Consider the following 17,310-nt stretch of genomic DNA (forward strand, 5'->3'; position numbering starts at 1 on the left):
AGAATCCATTTTCCATCGCCGAACGATCGGTTGTTCGGCATCGCCAAAATTATTGCATTCGCGCCATCACGGCGTGCGTGGTCGCCTCACTCACGGTCGTCGGAGCCGACGATGGCGGCGCGGACATTTCCGGCAACCCAGTCGCGTTACCTTTGTCCGGGCGGATGTTCAAATAATTCGCCGCTTGCACTGCGATCTCTTTGAAGACCGGCGCTGCGGCAATGCCCCCTACGTGCCCGTCATGCGGCGCGTCCAGACCGACATAAATGCAAATCTCGGGATTGTCTGCCGGAAAAAATCCGATGAACGATGCAAAGAATTTTTCATTGCTGTAAGTGTGGCCATCGTTTTCCTGCGCGGTACCGGTTTTGCCCGCGACGGTATAATTCGTCATCGCCGCGCCGATCGCCGTGCCGTCGCTGGTCACCACGCTCTTCAACGCTTCAGTCATGTCACGCGCCGCTTCTTCGCTGATCACGCGGCGGACTTGCTGCGGATAATATTTCACCGCCACTGTTCCGTCCGATTCCACCAAACGGTCCACCAACATCGGCTGCATCAGCACGCCTTTGTTCGCGACCGCGCTCATCGCCATCGCCATTTGCAAACAGGTGACGCCGACTTCATGGCCCATCGGAATGCGCGAGATGGAAAGTTTGGTCCAGTTGGTTACGTTGTGCACGATGCCTCGCGATTCGGCCGGCAACGGAATGCCCGTCGAAGTTCCAAAACCAAAACCGCGCATATAATCATACACTCGTTGTTCGCCCATCAAAATTCCGATCTTCGCCGCGCCAATGTTGGACGACTTCGTGATGATTTCCTTCACCGGAATGATGCCGCAGGTGGTGATGTGATCGTGCAGCCATTTTCCCGCGTAGAAAAATTTCCCGTGCTGGCAGTCGAATTCGTCCGTGAGCTTGACGGTGTGATCATTCAACGCGCCGGAAACCACGACAATCTTGAAAGTCGAGCCGGGTTCTTCCACGTCGGTGATGATGCGATTGTTTCTCGCCGCCACGGGATACGCGCCGGGATTGTTCGGATCATAATTCGGCAGCGTGGCCATCGCCAAAATTTCTCCCGTGCGCGGGCGGATGATCATGCCGGAAATGCTCACCGGCGAATGTTTTCTCATGCCGTCTGCGAGTGACGATTCCACGATGCTTTGCAGCACGGAATCAATCGTGAGCACCACATTCAAACCGTCGTGCGGCGCGACTTCCTGTTCGCGCAACGTAACCACTTCGCGGTCGCGGCTATCGCGTTCGGTCAAACGCCAGCCGGGAACACCGCGCAACTTGCCATCGAATTTACGCTCGATGCCATCCACGCCGACCGAGACTTGCTCGCGCACGCCGTTGTTAGTTTCGTCGGCGATGCCCATGTAACCGATAACGTGCGCGGCGAGCAGGCCGTTGGGATAATTGCGCAACTGATCGTCAACCGGATCGGTGAAAATCGCTTTCGTGCGCAAATCGCGCAGCGCGGCCTGGTCTTTTTTTGAAAGACGTTTTTCATCCAGGCCGAAGGAAAGATTTGTCATCGTCTCCTGAATTTTTTCCCAGGTGTCGCTGGAAACTTTGCGTTTCAGCAGCACATATTTGACCGGAATATCTTTTCCATTTTTTACGGATTGAGTGCGCGGCGTGATGCGCTTTTCCAAATCGTTTTCCGGCAACGCGAGCAAAGGCGCGATTGCCTGCGCCACGGCGGAGACGTGATTGCTGAGCAGCGAAGGATCAGCGCAAACCGTTTTGACGAACACGCTGGTGGCGAGCAGATTGTTTTTGCAATCGAGGATGTCACCGCGGCGCGGTTCGAGGCGGAAAGTATATTGGGTATTGCTGCGCGCTTCCTTCGACAATTCGCCGTGGCGGACCACCTGCAAGTCCACGAGACGATAGCCCAGCCCCGCGAAAGCCATCGCGAGCAGGACGGTCAACCAGACCAGCCGTTTAAATTGCAGTTTCTTTACCATTGTCGAAAAGCTTTTTACCAACCGCCCGCATACCCATCGGTTCCTCGGCCGACGAGCCTTGCGGGCGGCGGTAAAAAAATCGTTGCCTCACGGCATGCCCAGCATCTGGGTTTTTCCGGGGATGAATTCGGCTTCGCGCGTCGCGGGTGCCGGTTCATTCACGGTTTCGGTCAGGCGCCAGATTTGATTGGGCTGGGGCGGGCCAAGGCCGAGTTTCAATTCTCTCGCGCGCGCCTCGAGGGACGCCGGCGAAAGGAGAGTGGCCAGTTGGCGTTTCAACTTTTCATTTTTGTCGCGCACATCCGTGAGGTGCCGCTCACCGGTGCGGATCTGCTGCGAAAGTTCGGCGATCTGTTTTTTCTGCCAGACATAGCCGACGCAGCAGACCACGATGAAAAAACAGATGAGCGACGCCTTGAGCGCCGGTCCAAAGAGAAAGGCCGCCGACTGATTTTTGCGATTCCGTGCCATGCTAAATTTTTTCCATCACCCGCAACTGCGCGCTCCGGCTGCGAGGATTTTCCGCCAATTCCACCGCACCCGGCTTGATTGCCTTGCGCTGCACCCAAATTAATTCCGCCTTCCGGGGACGCCGCAATTCCGGCACGTCCACCGGCCCGTCAAATTCATATTCGCGAGTAAGTTCGCGCCCGAATTCTTTCACCACTCTGTCTTCCAGCGAATGAAACGTGATGACCGCGAGCCGCCCGCCCGCCTTCAACGCTTTCACCGCCGCTGTCAAACCCCGCCGCACCGAACCGAGTTCATCGTTCACCGCCATTCGCAACGCCTGGAAAACCTGCGTGGCCGGATGCGTCCGTTTTCCGTGGCGCGGTGCCAGGCGCTCGATCAAATCCGCCAACTGTTTCGTCGTGGTGAAGGGACGCTGCTTGCGGTCTTGCTCGATCGCCCGCGCGAACCTTCGCGATTGCGTCTCGCCGCCGAGTTGAAAAAAAATGTCCGCCAACTCATCCGCCTCGAGCCCGTTCACCAGCTCCGCCGCCGTGACGCTCTGCCGCGTGTCCATGCGCATGTCGAGCGGACCATCCTGCTGAAAGCTGAACCCCCGCTCCGCCTCGTCCAACTGTGGCGAACTCACGCCCAGGTCCAGCAACACGCCGTCATAACTTCCTGGCTCCAACAATCGCGCCCATTCTGCAAAATTCGCGCGCACTATCTCAAAACGCCCCGCAAAATCTTTCAACCGCTCAGCCGCCGCCTCAACCGCGACGCCATCGCGATCGCATCCAGACACGCATCCATTCGGCGCGCTCGCTGCCAAAATGGCTGCCGCGTGTCCAGCCCCACCGAGCGTCCCGTCGGCGTACCGTCCGCCCGGCTTCACTCTTAGCGCGGACAGAACTTCCGCCACCATCACTGGATTGTGGTTGTAGTTTGGCACCGCGCATGTTGGTCAGACTTGAGGTTGGCCCGCGCCAAAGAACCGCGACGTCAACCGGCCCAACGCCGTCTCCTCGGTTCTGGCTGCGGGTTGTAACCTGGGAGCAGGGTTCTCCGGTTTCCCCGCCAGTTTCGCGGGAATGACTTCCAGGTCAGTATCGCTCAAATCGTTTCTAACAACTTTTACTCGTTCCAATGAAAGTTCGGTTTGCACCGCGGTCCGAGGACGCGCAGGCTTAACCGCTTCCCGCGCAGGCAAATAAGCCAGCGGGTTCACTTTTTTCATCAACCCCGAAAACATCGGAGCCTTGGGCGTAACCGGCGCAACTGGCGCGACCTTCGCCACCGGTTGAAGTTCCAAAGTTTGCGGAATAACCTCGGCCGGCGCAGCCATATTCAAAGCCACTTCCTCTTTTGCCACTGGAACGGATTCCACTGCTTGAACCTCTTTAACAATCACCGGAACGACCGCCGGTTGAGCTTGGTCATCGAACAAAAATTCCGTTGGCATCACCGTCGGAGCCGGCTTGATCTCAGGCGCGACCACCAACACTGGCAATTCCGGCGCCGCGACGATTGTTGCCGAATCCGTTTTTGCGGGCGCGACCGTTTGCGACGCCTTCGTTGAATGTGCGAAAGGATTTTTGGCCGACTCGAATTTCGGCAGCAGGTTCTCCGTGCGCATGCGGTAAGGGCTGTGGGTATTGCGCATCCCGATCATGCTTTTTCCCGTGGCCAGCAATTTTGAAAAGTTCATAGTTGTTTAGATCAGTCCGATTGCGTCGCCGCTCAGAGCTTCGTCCGCCTGCATCACTGCCGCGTGACGATCGGGGTCCCAGACCCCGAAACAGTCCACCATTCCGACAAACTCAACTTCTTTCTTCAAACCCGCGAGGCTCGCCATCGCCTCGGGAATGCAAACCCGCCCGGCCTTGTCCACCGTGACACCTGCCGACTTGCTGCCGATCAATCGCCGGAGCGCCTCGGCCCGCGGATCGCCCAACTGCATCGCGCTCAACTTTTCCGCCAGCGCCGCCATCCGGCTCGGCGGCAAAACCAAAAGACTTACGGCCCCGGGAATCGTCCGGCTCGGCCACGGGATGAGGGTCAACTCCGCCTCGGGCTGCGAGGGACGCCATCTGGCCGGCACTTGCACGCGCCTTTTGTCATCGAGGCCATGACGAAAAGTGCCCGTGTAATGCGTTTTTTCATTTATAGCGTTTTCGGCCATTTTCCACATCGGGCACAACTTCACCCTTAGTTATCCACAACGCGACTATTTAAGCCATTTTGCCCCACCAACTGTCAATAAATTAATCCGAATAAATGTTATTCAAGAGTTATTCACATTTTGGCATCCTTTGGGGAAAAGTCAAAATCGGGTCAATCTTATTTTTTAATTGATAAACCCCAATGAATACGGGCTCATTTTGAATTCACTCTTTCCTGTGAAGGATTTTATCTCCCCAGCTATTCACGTTCCGTGTAGGCCAAATACCGACACGAAAAAACCGGGGTTTTTCCCAGTGGATTTTTTACTTACTCGCCCCACTTCAATTTTCGCACCAATTCCTCCCTGCCGAGAAACTCACCTTGACCGATGCCAAAGACGTCATCACCATCACCTTCCGTAAGGATTGTGAAACGCTTATTTTCCATCCGTTCGCCCCGGCAATCGGCGTTCTCGCTGATTGAATTGATCGCCGTGATCGCGGTCATCGCGATTCTGGCGGCGTTGCTTTTCCCTGCCCTATCCCGAGCCAGGGCGCGGGCCTCGCGGACGGCGTGCCTGAATAACCTAAAGCAACTAAATCTGGCAACTCATCTCTACGCGGATGACCACAATGATCTCCCGCCGGACAACGGCATCGCCTCCTACAATACTTACAGGGAACTTATCAACAGCTATGTGAATCAAAAGACCTCATCTACTTCTCACGATCGTATCTTCACGTGTCCTCGCGACTCCTTTTATTTCGACGAATCCACTGGGGCCTATTCGCCTAAAGGCCATCATGAACAAGCCATGTATGATTATACGAGTTACTCCTTTAATGGACTTAATGGAATTACTAATTTCCCCGCCGCCAGGAGCGGGGTGGTTCTTCACGGGCTCCGCGGCCAGCGTCTGATAACGGTAAAAAATTCCTCTAAAACTGTTTTAATTCTCGAAGCCGCTGGCTTCTTTCCCTATTCCTGGCACGACGTCGCGGCCCCTGCCAGCGCGAACCCCGCTGTGAATGACGCTCTGGACATGGTCAGTTTTGTGGATGGCCATGTTAGCTATATTAAAATGTATTGGAATGTTGCCGCCGTCTATCCCGATGGAATCCACTCTCTATCTGCTTACTATGATCCTCCGGAGGGTTATGATTATAAGTGGAGTGGTGATTAGCTCTCTATATACTTGCTTATAGCTTGGGTCTTACTCTATTCATGCGATACCTCCACGCATCGCCAATTACTAATCACAAATGCGCACCGAAGATTTCGATTTTATTTTGCCGCCTGAGCTGATCGCGCAAACGCCCGTTGCCGAGCGCGATCAGTCGCGGTTGTTGGTTCTCCATCGCGACACGCGAAAAATCGAACATAAAACTTTTCGCGACTTCACTGATTTCCTGCGCTCAGGCGACGTCCTTGTGCTGAATAATTCCCGTGTCATTCCCGCCCGCCTGCGCGGAGCGAATGCAAAAAGTGGCGGCCAATTCGAAATTTTGTTGCTCGAGGAAAATGCCCGCAATGATTGGTGGGTGATGTTACGGCCCGGAAAACGTGCGCGCATCGGCGCTGAAATCATTTTACGCGATCCAGCCGGTAATTCCACTTCGATTCGATCAACTGTGACCGCCGTTAACGATGAAGGACATCGGCGATTGAGCTTTTCCGGTATTGCGGACATTCGAGATTCCCTCGATACCTTGGGTGAAATCCCGCTGCCTCCTTATATCACGCGCGAAAATTCCGGCGAACTTGCTACCGACAAGCTCCGTTATCAAACTGTTTACGCGAATCCCGCCGGATCAGTGGCCGCGCCAACTGCCGGTTTGCATTTCACTCCGAAATTGCTCGACGAAATTCGCGCGCGCGGTGTGACGGTTTGTTTTGTAACGCTTCACGTTGGCCTCGGCACCTTCGCTCCGGTCAAGGCCGACACGCTCGAGGCCCACACGATGCACGAGGAGCGTTTTGAAGTCAGCGAAGAGACTGCGCAAATCGTCACCGATGCGAAAGCGAACGGCCGGCGGGTCATCGCCGTCGGCACGACCAGTGTGCGCGTGCTCGAAAGTGTCGCCGCGCAACATCACGGCCGGCTCATCGCGGGAAACGGACGCACGCGCATTTTTATTTATCCGCCGCGCGCCTTTGCCATCGTGGACGCCTTGCTGACGAATTTTCATTTGCCGCGTTCGACCTTGCTGATGCTCGTGAGCGCCTTTGCCGCGCCGGGTGAAAGTCACGGACGCGAATTTGTTTTAACGGCCTATGCGGAAGCGATTCGCGAGCGCTATCGTTTTTTCAGTTACGGCGATGCGATGCTGCTCGTTTGAGAAAGAAATTATTGCGCCGCGGATTTACTCAAGTTTCGTCTCCACCCACCGCGCCTGAAGCCAGAGCAAATCCGCCAGGCGATTGAGATAAACGATGATGTGCGAATTCTGTAATTGCTTCGACTCATGCAATTCACAAACCCGCCGCTCGGCCCGGCGGCAAACCGTTCGTGCGACATCCAGCGCCGCCGAATTCACGCATGCACCCGGCGTCGCCCAGCCTTTGAACGTCACCTTCTGCGCTTCGATTTCAGCCACCACTTGATCAAGCTTCACGGTCATTTCGGGGGTGACGAGAGAATAACCGTCCTGCACATAACGCGAAAGATGCTCGACCGACGTGGCCAATTCCCCCATCAACACGACCAAATCCTTTTGCACGCTCAAGATGGTTTCGCGAATGAAGTCATGTTCCGTGGTGGCGCGGGCCATGCCGAGCGCGGTATTCAATTCATCCACGCAGCCGTAAGCTTCGACGCGCGGATGACACTTCGAGACCCGCCGGTTATACATCAATCCCGTCGTCCCTTCATCGCCTGTTTTGGTAACAATACTCATCGCAAAATTCTTCCTGATGGACCGCGCGCAGCAACTCCCGCCAATCGTGCCGCCCGCGCCTCATCCGCGGCGTGAAAACAACCAAAGCTTCCGCTCCAAAAGTTTTCCCAAAATCCTCATCAAACCTGACACGGCTTTCCCATTTCGCACTGCTGCGGGCCAAAGACCCGCGGTCCGTTTCGAAATTGTCACGCCACGACTCGTCCTAGTCAACACCGCCATTGACGCTCCGCGTCCCCTTCCCTAGCCTCAGCTCCGTTGACCTATGAACGCAAAGGTAATTCTCAAAACCATTTTTCTCATCGTTGTGCTGCTCCTGCTCGTGTTGATGGGTATGCACAATCAAACGACGATCACTTTCACGCTGCCACCGCTGCTCACGAAAACCATCAGCCAACCCGCCGCGCTCATGTATTTTGGATTTTTCGCGGTGGGCGTTTTGACGGGAACAATTCTTACGGTGGGCGGCGGAAAACGCGGCGGTGGCGGGAAATCAAAAGGCGATTGATATTCGCCATCACAAATTTTTCTAGTGAGAAGTTTGAGGACGCTTCACCGGTTGCGGTTGCTCCACTTTGTCTTTGTACGCGATCACGCCCGCAACAATCGCCTGCGCCATCTGTGTCCGAAAATTCGCGTCGTAAATGCGGCGGGCATCTGACGGATTGGACATAAAACCTCCCTCGATCAACACCGCTGGCATCTCCGCGTCGCGCAACACTTCAAACCGCGCGCGCCGCACCCCGCGATCTTCCACATTCAAATGTTGGATGAGCGAATGCTGCAATTCATACGCCAGCAGCATGTTTTTTTCATCGTTGCGATTCCCCACTTTGCGACTCGCGCCGATGACTTCGCCACCGGCATTGCTGGAACTCGCGCCCACCGGCGTCATGCAAAAAGTTTGCGCGCCGGAAACGGAACTATTTCCCGGAAGTTCGTTCCAGTGAAGGCTGATGAACAAATCCGCGCCGCGCCGCCGCGCAATGTCCGGCCGCACCGGCAAATCAATGAACGTATCGGTGGTGCGGGTGAGAGATGTTTTAAATCCCGCGCGGCTTAATTGCCTGGCGACTTCTTCGGCTAAAAGAAGCGTGTATTTTTTCTCCTGATGCGAACCCAGTTGATTTCCCGGATCTTTGCCGCCGTGGCCAGGATCAATGACAATATTTTTTACCGCGCCGGGCCGCAAATTTTTTGACGGGTAAAGCACCGGCGCTACGGCCGTCTCCAAATCCACTTGTGCGATGCATCCCGCGCCGTCACGCACCAGCATCGGATACGACAGGCAGACACCGATGCCGTTGACCTGTGCCTCACGGGAATCTTTGCGAAAAAGCAAACGTGTTAGATGATTACTAAGCTGGATTTCATCGCCCGCTTTCGACCATTGAACAGAGAAATTATTGACCCGCGCCCATTCATTCAGGCGCGCATAATTGCGCCCGGAAATTTCGACGTGAGTGGCTCGGGGTTTTGCGCTGGGGGACATTGCCGCCGCTTGCGCACTCGCGCTCGCGAGCAGCAAAGACAAAATAACTGCGGCCTTCATTGTCGGCAATTTGCAGTTGGTCAACGAGGGATACAAGTTATTTTCACGTTGCCTGGCGCACTCGCGCAATCATAAACCGCTAAAAAACGCCATCTTAACGGATCGCGGGTATATGACCCGCAGCAAGGTTCATAAGGTCAAGCCGCATTCGACTTAGTCCCCCGACCCGCGTGAGTCCATCCGCGCCGCATCATCGCAAAAGCTGGGATTATAGTTTCAAAATTCCTGCCCAATCGAAAGCGGCAATCTTCGCGCGGGTCGCCGCGGGTCGCAGACCCGTGCTCTCTACGGATTGGCGCTTATGCGCCATCAAGTTATTTTCCCAAATAGATACGCCGCTGCCAAAATTCGTGAATTCCGTTGACGCATCCTAAGACGTTACTTAGATTGACTTCTTAAATTTTTTTACGAAATTTCGCTGTTTAAAAACGATTAATAAAATCCATGACCACACCCGCCGTACCCTCTCCCGCTAAAGGTCTCGAAGGCGTCGTCGCCGCGATTTCACGGCTCAGCGACGTCCAGGGCGAAGCCGGCCGCTTGATTTATTGCGGCTACGATATTGATGAACTTGCCGGCAACGTCACGTTTGAAGAAGTCATCTATTTGCTGCACCACGCGCATCTTCCCAATCGCAAAGAATTGCAGGACCTCAAAGAGCGCCTCGCCGCCGCGCGTGAATTGCCCGCCGGAGTCATTCAAATCATCAAGCTTTTGCCGAAGGACACGCCCCCGATGCACGCCATCCGCACCGCGATTTCCGCGCTCGGCTGTTTCGACACCACTTCCGACGACGACTCGATGGATGCGCAACGGCAAAAGGCGATTCGCCTGATCGCGCGCATGCCCATCGTGACCGCCTATTTTCATTGCGCGCGCCAGGGCAAACCCTTGCTCCCGCCCGACCCCACGCTCGGTGAAGCCGCGAACTTCCTTTACCTCATTGACGGCGTGAAACCTTCCGCCGAAAAAGAGAAAACCCTGGACATGTGCTACGTCCTCCACGCGGACCACGGCATGAACGCCTCGACCTTCAGCGCGCGCGTGACCATCGCCACCTTGAGCGACATGTATTCCGCGATCACCACCGCCATCGGCACGCTCAAAGGTCCCTTGCACGGCGGCGCCAACGAAGGCGTGATCAAGATGCTCCAGGAAATCGGCTCGCTCGACCGCGTGGATGACTACGTCGCTGAATGCCTTGAGCAAAAGAAAAAAATCATGGGCATCGGCCATCGCGTTTACAAAACACTCGACCCGCGCGCGCCCCATCTCAAGCGCATGGCGCAAATATTGAGCGCGCAACTCGGCGAACCCAAGTGGATCCAGATGAGCGAACGCATCGCCGCGCTGATGCTCGAGAAAAAACATCTCCACGCGAACGTGGATTTCTATTCCGCCACCGTTTATTTCTCGCTCGGCATCCCGACCGATTTGTTCACGCCCATCTTCGCGATCTCGCGCGTCTCCGGCTGGACCGCGCAAGTGCTCGAACAGCTTGCCGACAATCGCCTCATCCGCCCGCAAAGCGTTTACATCGGACCGACCGGTTTGAAAGTCGTGCCGATTGACAAACGATAATTCGCGGCTGATCTTCGAGTCTAAAGTTCAAATCTGTTTTGAGCTTTGGACTTTTGTCCGGCTTGTCAGCCAATAAAATCTTTTAACCTCACGCCTCACCCCCTAAACTCCTTTTTGATGAATATTCACGAATATCAAGCCAAACAACTCCTCGCTCAATACGGCGTGGCCGTGCCCGCGGGCGACGTCTGCAGCACCGCCGAAGAAGCCAAAGCGATTTCGGAAAAACTTTTTGCCAAGGGCGAAAAACTTGTGGTGGTGAAATCGCAGATCCACGCGGGCGGACGCGGCAAAGGCACTTTCAAAAGCGGATTCCAGGGCGGCGTGAAATTGTGCAAAACCGCGGATGACGTTTACGAAAAAGCCAAGGCCATGCTCGGCCAGGTGCTCGTGACCAAACAGACCGGCGCCGAAGGACGGCTCGTCAGCAAACTGCTTGTCGCCGGTGCGCCCGCCATCAAGAAGGAACTTTATCTCGCGGTCTTGCTGGATCGCGCGACGTCGCGGCCCTTGATCATGGTCAGCACCGAGGGCGGTGTGGACATCGAGGAAGTTGCCGAAAAGACACCGGAAAAAATCGTCAAGGAAACCATTGACCCCGCCGTCGGCATGATGGCCTACCAGGGCCGCAAACTTGCCGTGGCGCTCGGACTCAAAGGCGATTTGATCGCTCAAGGCGCGAAGCTGCTCATGGGCGTTTACAAAACCTGGTGGGAATGCGATGCCGCGATGGTGGAGATCAATCCGCTGTGCATCGTCGAAGGCCCGGACGGCAAAGACACCCTCTCCGCCGTGGACGCCAAAATCGGCCTCGACGACAACGCGCTCTATCGCCACAAAAATATCATGGACATGCGCGACCTCGCCGAGGAAGCGCCGCTCGAAACTGAGGCGAGCAAGTTCAGCCTCAATTATATCAAGCTCGACGGCAACATCGCCTGCCTCGTCAACGGCGCCGGCCTCGCGATGGCCACCATGGACATCATCCAGCATTTCGGGGGCAGCCCGGCAAACTTCCTCGACGTCGGCGGCGGCGCGAGCAAAGACCAGGTCACCGCGGCCTTCCGCATCATCCTCAGTGATGCCAACGTCAAAGGCATCATGGTGAATATTTTCGGCGGCATCATGGATTGCAATATCATCGCCACCGGCATCGTCGCCGCCGTCCGCGAAACCGGTTTGAAACTCCCGCTCGTCGTCCGCCTCGAAGGCAACAACGTCGCCGCCGGGAAAAAAACCCTCGCCGAATCTGGCTTGACCATCATCAGCGGCGATTCCATGGCCGACGCGGCGCAAAAAGTTGTGAAAGCCGTTGGGAAATAATAATTTAAAACTCCCATAGATTTTATGCTGAAGATCACCGAAATCGCCTTTAGTTGCTACGCCGTCACCGACATGCCGCGCGCCCGCAAATTTTATGAAGGCGTGCTCGGTCTCAAGCCCACGACCGTCCACGATTCCGAACACGGTCACTGGGTTGAGTACGAAATCGGTCCTCACGCGCTCGCTCTCGGCTCGTCGCCCATGTTCAAGCCCAGCCCTGATGGCTGCTCCGTCGCCCTCGAAGTCGAGGATTTCGCTGCCGCCACCGCCCAACTCCGCGCGAACAACGTAAAATTCCGCATCGAACCCATGGACACCCCCGTCTGCCAAATGGCCATGTTCTTCGATCCGGATGGCAACAGCGTTTGCATTCATAAACGGAAAAAATCGTGAGCGTGAATTATAATTTTCCCCTTTGGAAGCCGAGTCGGCCTTATGTGTGCCCAGCCAACGCTGGTCCGTCATGGCATGAAGCGTTTGAGTCCGGGATGGATATGGCTGAGCTTGAAGACAATCTCAAACTATCGCCTTGGGAACGCATGGTAAAACACGATCAAATATTGAACGACTTTCTGCAACGCGAAGAGTTTTTTAACTTTATGCAACGAGGCCGTGAATTTGTGAATCGAGTCGAAGCCAATCGAAATCTTCAGTCAAAAATTTAACAATTAATTTTTTTCCATGTCCATCCTCATCACCCCCGAAACCAAAATCCTCGTCCAAGGCATCACCGGCAGCTTTGGCGCGCGCCACACCCAACTCAGCCTTGCTTACGGCACGAAAGTCGTCGCCGGTGTCACGCCCGGAAAAGGCGGCCAACTTTTTGAAAACACCGTCCCCATCTTCGATACCGTCGCCGAAGCCGCGAAACAAACCGGCGCGACCGTCTCCGCGATTTTTGTCCCCCCGCCCTTCGCCGCCGACGCCATCCTTGAAGCCGTTGACGCCAACCTCGATCTCGCCGTCTGCATCACCGAAGGCATTCCCGTCAACGACATGGTGAAAGTAAAACGCGCCATGCTCGGCCGGAAAACCCGCCTCATCGGCCCCAACTGCCCCGGCGTCGTCACACCCGGCACGGGCAAAGATTCTCACGGCGGCTGCCGCATCGGCATTGCGCCCGGCTACATTCATAAAAAAGGAAATATCGGCGTCGTCTCCCGCAGCGGCACGTTGACCTACGAAGCAGTCTGGCAACTCACCTGTCGCGGTGTCGGCCAATCCACCTGCGTCGGCATCGGCGGCGATCCCGTCAACGGCACTTCGCACCTCGACATCATTAAGATGTTCAACGACGACCCCGAAACCACCGGCATCATCATGATCGGTGAAATCGGCGGTTCCGCTGAAGAAGAAGCGGCCGAATGGATCAAGTTGAATTGCAAAAAACCCGTCGCCGGTTTCATCGCGGGCGCGACTGCGCCACCCGGACGCCGCATGGGCCACGCCGGCGCGATTGTTAGCGGCGGCAAAGGCACCGCAGCCGCCAAGATCGCGGCCTTTCGCGACGCGGGCATCGGCATCGCCGCCACACCTTCCGAAATGGCGGACACGCTGCTCAAAATGATGTAGCCGCGCGATGCGTTCGAGTTGCGCGCGTGATGGCTTGACAGCGCGTTCGATTTCTTGCTCTTTGGTGCATGGCCGCAACCTTCGAGGGCAATGGCGCTTCTTGATTTCATTTTAAACCTGGCAGCCCTGCTGCTCTGGTTGAATTGGCTTTCGATCCACTCGGACCCATTGGCGCGGGCTTCGGCGGCGTCGCTCATCGGCACCTTGAAAAAAGCCGATTCTTCCGGACCGCGCCGCTGGAAATCACTGGTTGGCCTCGTGCTGCTTCTGGGTTTTCGCGCCGTCATTTATTGGCAACTTAGCCCGACGGTGCATTGGTCGCCGACCTTGAGCCTGGGCGTCATCGTGCTTTCTTTTCGCGGAGATTTTTTCACCCACGTCCTGTTGTTCTCGGTGATGAGTTTCCTCTTTGCGCTCGCGACATTTTATTTCTGGCTCGTCCTCCTGTCTGTCGTGAACACCAGCGTGCCCGACAAGGATCCGCTTCAAAAATTAGTGCGCCTCCATTTCCGCTGGCTGGAGCGCTGGCCCGCGCCTATCAAACTCCTTCTGCCATTTTTATTCGGCGCGCTCTTTTGGGTTTCGTTCCACCCATTGCTCGCCTTTCTGGACATAACCCCCGGCATCAAATCCACCGCGCAACTCTTCCGCCAATCCGCGATCATCGGCCTCGCCGCCTATCTCGCCTGGAAATTTCTCGTGGTGGGTGTCCTCCTGCTCCATCTGCTCAATAGTTACGTCTATCTCGGCAACCATTCGTTTTGGAATTTCATCAATGCCACCGCTCGCAATATGTTGTTCCTCCTGCGCTGGCTCCCGTTGCGTTTGGGCAAGATGGATTTCGTCCCGGTGATCGGGATCGCGCTGGTGTTTTTAGTCTGCGAAACTTTTTCCCGCCTGACCGTGTGGCTGCCGCCGCGCTTCTATCATCTGCTGCCGTTTTAAAAACGGCCGGCGAATCACGCCAGCGGTAATTTCACCACCACCGTCGTCCCCGCGCCGAGTTCGCTTTCAAGCGCAAGGCTGCCCCCGTGCAATTCCGTCAACCGTTTTGAAATCACCAATCCCAACCCGAGCCCCTGCTGCTCGTGTTGCTTGCGGTCGAATTGCATGTAAGCGCCCAGTTTTCGGATATGATCCGGATGCATCCCGCGCCCACGATCGGCAATGTTCAAGGTCAATTCCTTGTCTGAAGGCGCCATCGTGATCACGACCTGGGTGCCGCCATTTGAAAACTTAAAAGCATTGTGAGTCAATTCATCCACGATCTTGGTGAGATATTCCTCGGAGATCGCCACGGGCTTGTCCTGCAAATAGAGCTTCAGATCCTGTGTGCGTCCGACCGAGTCCGCCTGGCTCATCGCACTGGCTTCCACGATTTTCTTTGGCGACGTCGTTTGTTTTTTCCGCAAAGCGGCGATGCGCAATGGGTCTGCTCCAAGCAATTCAATCTGCGAATAAATCAAAAAGTTCTCGATCAATCGCTCAAGGCGTTTGCCGGATTCGTGGATGATTTGTCCCATCTCAGCGATTTCCGCCGGCGGCAAAGTCGCGGCGTCCGTCGAAAGGATTTCGCCATAAGCCAGAATTCCGTTCAGGGGCGTGCGCAATTCGTGAGGCAACATCAAGCTGATGTTGTCGCGCAAGTCAGCCATTTTTTTCTCCGCTTCATCGCGCAACGCCTGGGATTTTTTCAACCGCGCTTCGACTGCGCCATAGAGCGCCTCAATGGTGAAAGGTTTCGCGAGATAATCGTCCGCGCCCAGTTCCATGCCGTGGCGCATGCCCGCGTTGTCGGCCAGGCCCGTCATTAAAATAAAAGGAATCGCCGCCGTCGCTGGCTGGCTGCGCAGCGATGAAAGTGTCAGGTAACCGTCCACCTTGCCCATGTTGACGTCGCAAAGAATGATGTCCGGCAAAGTTTTTTGGGCTTTTTCAATGCCTACCTCGCCGTTTTCGGCCTCAACAACTTCATAACCCTTTTGGCGGAGCGCCAGTTGGATCATCTCCCTCAACCACTCTTCATCATCTATGACGAGGACTTTTTTCATCGCTCTTTCTCGGACGTTATTAAAATTTATCGGCTGCCAGACAACGCAATTTCCACGCCGGAGACGTCACTTATGATGACTCACCCGCCCCGCGCTGGTTCACGAGCATAACATGTCGCAAAACCGGCAACCTTCAAGCTCTTTCCCAAAAGTATAAATCCGCCTCCGCCTTGTCGAGCACTTATAAATCTTTGTAGTTACTGGCGTAACTCTATGTCCATAACTGGTGCATTCTTGTCCCACCTTGATACAAAAAATTTCGCGCCCGGATTCGTTGGAATTCCGTGGCGCGAAATGTGAAATCGCCTTTTAAAAATTAACCTGGCCGCCGCGAACCTGCTTACTTCAACTGCGACATGATCTGGTCCGTGATCGCCTGCACCGCCGCTTCCGCATCGGCATCAAAACTCGGCGAACCGCTTCCCTTGGACGATGTTTGCGTCAGCGCGCATGCCACGCCCGGACGCCATTCATCGTTATCGCACAATTCACATTCCTTGAGTCCGTGACGCGGGTCGGGAATGCCAAGACTCTGTTTGATCTTTAGCAAATCCTGGAGTTGCGCTGCCGTCATCGTTTTTGCCGGACGTCCGAGTTGCGCCGTCACGAGCACGGTGCGGCAATACGCTTCCAAAATTTCCATTTTGAAATACGCGTCCTCGACATTGTTGTGACTCCACGAAACCACGCCGTGGTTCGCCATCAAAATCGTGTTGTGTTTGTCCACGAGTTCCGCGACCAGCTTGCCCATCTCGGGTGTGCCGGGCGTGCGGTACGGCGCGATCGCCACCGACGAAAAAACTTCATACTCCGGAATCATGCACGTCGGCGGATTGATGCCCGCAACCGCGAAGCCCGTGCTGTACGGCGGATGACAATGCACCGTCGCCACCGCGCGCGGCTGCCGCTTCATGATTTGCAAGTGCATCAGGATTTCGCTGGTGCGCTTTTTCACGCCGCAATATTGATTGCCCTCAAAATCCACGAGGCACATGTCTTCCGGCTTCATGAAGCCCTTGCTCACCAGCGTCGGGGTGCAAAGCGCGATGTCTTCGCCTACGCGAATCGCGATGTTGCCGCCATTGCCGTCCACATATTCGCGCTGCCACAAGCGGCGGCCAATATCACAAAGCTGTTCTTTCAACGATTGGCAATATGGCGAATTAAAAAACGCTTCGAGTTCGCTCTTCGAACTTTTTGAAGTCAAAGTTTTTCCCGGAGCAGACACCTCTCCATTTAATTTTGGCGCGACGGCAGACGAAGCCGCCGCCTCGCCATTCGTCTTGATGACGCGGCGATTTTCGATGTCGCGCAACAAGTCCTGCGCCGACGGCGTGATGATCGCATCTTCCGGCAGGCTGTTCAGGTCGCCGCCGCTATTCAGTAATTGCTCGATGTCCCGCGCACTAATGACAGTTCTCATTTATTAAAAGGATTGTAAAAAATTTCGTCCACCAGCGCCGCGTTGATCGCGTCAATGGGCGCCAATTTCGCCAGCGGTTGCGCCGCCTCGCGGCCCTCGACATAACCGATTGTCTGTCCCACGCCGCCGCCCAAATCGTCATACACCACCAGGCTCGGATCTTTGCTCAAACCCGCGGGCGTCTCCGTGCCGTTCTGATAATGCTCGCGCGTGAATGGCGAAACGATCAGCCAGCGCCCGCCTTCGAGCGATTCCAGCGTCTTGCTCAACGTCACCCGGCCAATCACGGAACCCAGTTTCATTTCGTCGTAAAAATT

General features: G+C 55.5%; 19 protein-coding genes. 9 read left to right on the forward strand and 10 right to left on the reverse strand.

Features of this window, described 5'->3' with window-relative positions; genetic code table 11:
- Positions 1 to 49 precede the first annotated feature (49 nt).
- From VH413_02430 to VH413_02450, 5 genes are all read right to left on the reverse strand, one after another.
- On the reverse strand, positions 50 to 1,981 hold the full coding sequence (locus tag VH413_02430) for a penicillin-binding protein 2 (GenBank protein HEX3797532.1): 1,932 nt from the start codon (positions 1,979 to 1,981) through the stop codon (positions 50 to 52).
- A gap of 87 nt (positions 1,982 to 2,068) precedes the next feature.
- Entirely contained in the window at positions 2,069 to 2,452 is a 384-nt protein-coding gene (locus VH413_02435) for a septum formation initiator family protein (protein HEX3797533.1), read from the reverse strand.
- 1 nt (position 2,453) lies between these two features.
- A complete protein-coding gene (gene rsmH, locus VH413_02440; protein HEX3797534.1) occupies positions 2,454 to 3,383 on the reverse strand; it encodes a 16S rRNA (cytosine(1402)-N(4))-methyltransferase RsmH in 930 nt (309 codons plus the stop codon).
- Between the two features lie 12 nt (positions 3,384 to 3,395).
- Entirely contained in the window at positions 3,396 to 4,139 is a 744-nt protein-coding gene (locus VH413_02445) for a hypothetical protein (protein ID HEX3797535.1), read from the reverse strand.
- A 6-nt stretch (positions 4,140 to 4,145) separates the two neighbouring features.
- Entirely contained in the window at positions 4,146 to 4,613 is a 468-nt protein-coding gene (locus VH413_02450) for a hypothetical protein (protein HEX3797536.1), read from the reverse strand.
- Positions 4,614 to 5,021: 408 nt separating this feature from the next.
- On the opposite strand from VH413_02450, the gene VH413_02455 reads away from it, so the two are divergent.
- Both VH413_02455 and queA read left to right on the forward strand, forming a co-directional pair.
- Positions 5,022 to 5,777: a type II secretion system protein gene (locus tag VH413_02455; protein HEX3797537.1), complete on the forward strand. Its 756-nt coding sequence runs from the start codon at positions 5,022 to 5,024 to the stop codon at positions 5,775 to 5,777.
- Between the two features lie 79 nt (positions 5,778 to 5,856).
- Complete coding sequence (queA, locus tag VH413_02460) at positions 5,857 to 6,933, forward strand: tRNA preQ1(34) S-adenosylmethionine ribosyltransferase-isomerase QueA (protein HEX3797538.1); 1,077 nt, start codon at positions 5,857 to 5,859, stop codon at positions 6,931 to 6,933.
- A 24-nt stretch (positions 6,934 to 6,957) separates the two neighbouring features.
- On the opposite strand, the gene VH413_02465 is transcribed toward queA, so the two are convergent.
- The gene (locus tag VH413_02465; GenBank protein HEX3797539.1) at positions 6,958 to 7,491 is read right to left on the reverse strand and encodes a cob(I)yrinic acid a,c-diamide adenosyltransferase; all 534 of its coding nucleotides are present in this window, start codon (positions 7,489 to 7,491) and stop codon (positions 6,958 to 6,960) included.
- Between the two features lie 265 nt (positions 7,492 to 7,756).
- Between VH413_02465 and VH413_02470 the strand changes: the two genes are divergently transcribed.
- Positions 7,757 to 7,999: a hypothetical protein gene (locus VH413_02470; protein HEX3797540.1), complete on the forward strand. Its 243-nt coding sequence runs from the start codon at positions 7,757 to 7,759 to the stop codon at positions 7,997 to 7,999.
- Between the two features lie 21 nt (positions 8,000 to 8,020).
- On the opposite strand, the gene VH413_02475 is transcribed toward VH413_02470, so the two are convergent.
- Positions 8,021 to 9,043, reverse strand: a complete 1,023-nt coding sequence (locus tag VH413_02475; protein ID HEX3797541.1) for an N-acetylmuramoyl-L-alanine amidase — start codon at positions 9,041 to 9,043, stop codon at positions 8,021 to 8,023.
- 444 nt (positions 9,044 to 9,487) lie between these two features.
- Here VH413_02475 and VH413_02480 point away from each other — a divergent pair, with 444 nt between their 5' ends.
- The 6 genes from VH413_02480 to VH413_02505 all read left to right on the forward strand — a co-directional run bounded on the left by VH413_02480 (position 9,488) and on the right by VH413_02505 (position 14,464).
- Positions 9,488 to 10,624: a citrate synthase gene (locus tag VH413_02480; protein HEX3797542.1), complete on the forward strand. Its 1,137-nt coding sequence runs from the start codon at positions 9,488 to 9,490 to the stop codon at positions 10,622 to 10,624.
- A gap of 117 nt (positions 10,625 to 10,741) precedes the next feature.
- Positions 10,742 to 11,947, forward strand: a complete 1,206-nt coding sequence (sucC, locus tag VH413_02485) for an ADP-forming succinate--CoA ligase subunit beta (protein ID HEX3797543.1) — start codon at positions 10,742 to 10,744, stop codon at positions 11,945 to 11,947.
- Positions 11,948 to 11,971: 24 nt separating this feature from the next.
- Positions 11,972 to 12,340, forward strand: a complete 369-nt coding sequence (locus tag VH413_02490) for a VOC family protein (protein ID HEX3797544.1) — start codon at positions 11,972 to 11,974, stop codon at positions 12,338 to 12,340.
- 2 nt (positions 12,341 to 12,342) lie between these two features.
- Positions 12,343 to 12,612, forward strand: a complete 270-nt coding sequence (locus VH413_02495) for a hypothetical protein (GenBank protein ID HEX3797545.1) — start codon at positions 12,343 to 12,345, stop codon at positions 12,610 to 12,612.
- Between the two features lie 16 nt (positions 12,613 to 12,628).
- Entirely contained in the window at positions 12,629 to 13,519 is an 891-nt protein-coding gene (gene sucD, locus VH413_02500) for a succinate--CoA ligase subunit alpha (GenBank protein ID HEX3797546.1), read from the forward strand.
- Positions 13,520 to 13,609: 90 nt separating this feature from the next.
- Positions 13,610 to 14,464, forward strand: coding sequence for a hypothetical protein (locus VH413_02505; GenBank protein HEX3797547.1), 855 nt, complete (start codon positions 13,610 to 13,612; stop codon positions 14,462 to 14,464).
- Between the two features lie 14 nt (positions 14,465 to 14,478).
- Here the strand turns inward: VH413_02505 and VH413_02510 are convergent, their stop codons facing one another.
- The 3 genes from VH413_02510 to VH413_02520 all read right to left on the reverse strand — a co-directional run bounded on the left by VH413_02510 (position 14,479) and on the right by VH413_02520 (position 17,295).
- Positions 14,479 to 15,570, reverse strand: a complete 1,092-nt coding sequence (locus tag VH413_02510; protein ID HEX3797548.1) for a hybrid sensor histidine kinase/response regulator — start codon at positions 15,568 to 15,570, stop codon at positions 14,479 to 14,481.
- A 340-nt stretch (positions 15,571 to 15,910) separates the two neighbouring features.
- Positions 15,911 to 16,993 carry a class II aldolase/adducin family protein gene (locus tag VH413_02515; GenBank protein HEX3797549.1) on the reverse strand — a complete coding sequence of 361 codons (1,083 nt, stop codon included), beginning with the start codon at positions 16,991 to 16,993 and terminating at the stop codon, positions 15,911 to 15,913.
- Positions 16,990 to 17,295 (reverse strand): EutN/CcmL family microcompartment protein, encoded by a 306-nt coding sequence (locus VH413_02520; GenBank protein ID HEX3797550.1) that lies wholly within the window; start codon positions 17,293 to 17,295, stop codon positions 16,990 to 16,992. The genes VH413_02515 and VH413_02520 overlap by 4 nt, the downstream gene beginning before the upstream one ends.
- Between the last annotated feature and the right edge of the window lie 15 nt (positions 17,296 to 17,310).

The sequence above is a fragment of the Verrucomicrobiia bacterium genome (genome assembly GCA_036268055.1).
In the GTDB taxonomy this organism is placed as follows: domain Bacteria; phylum Verrucomicrobiota; class Verrucomicrobiia; order Limisphaerales; family Pedosphaeraceae; genus DATAUW01.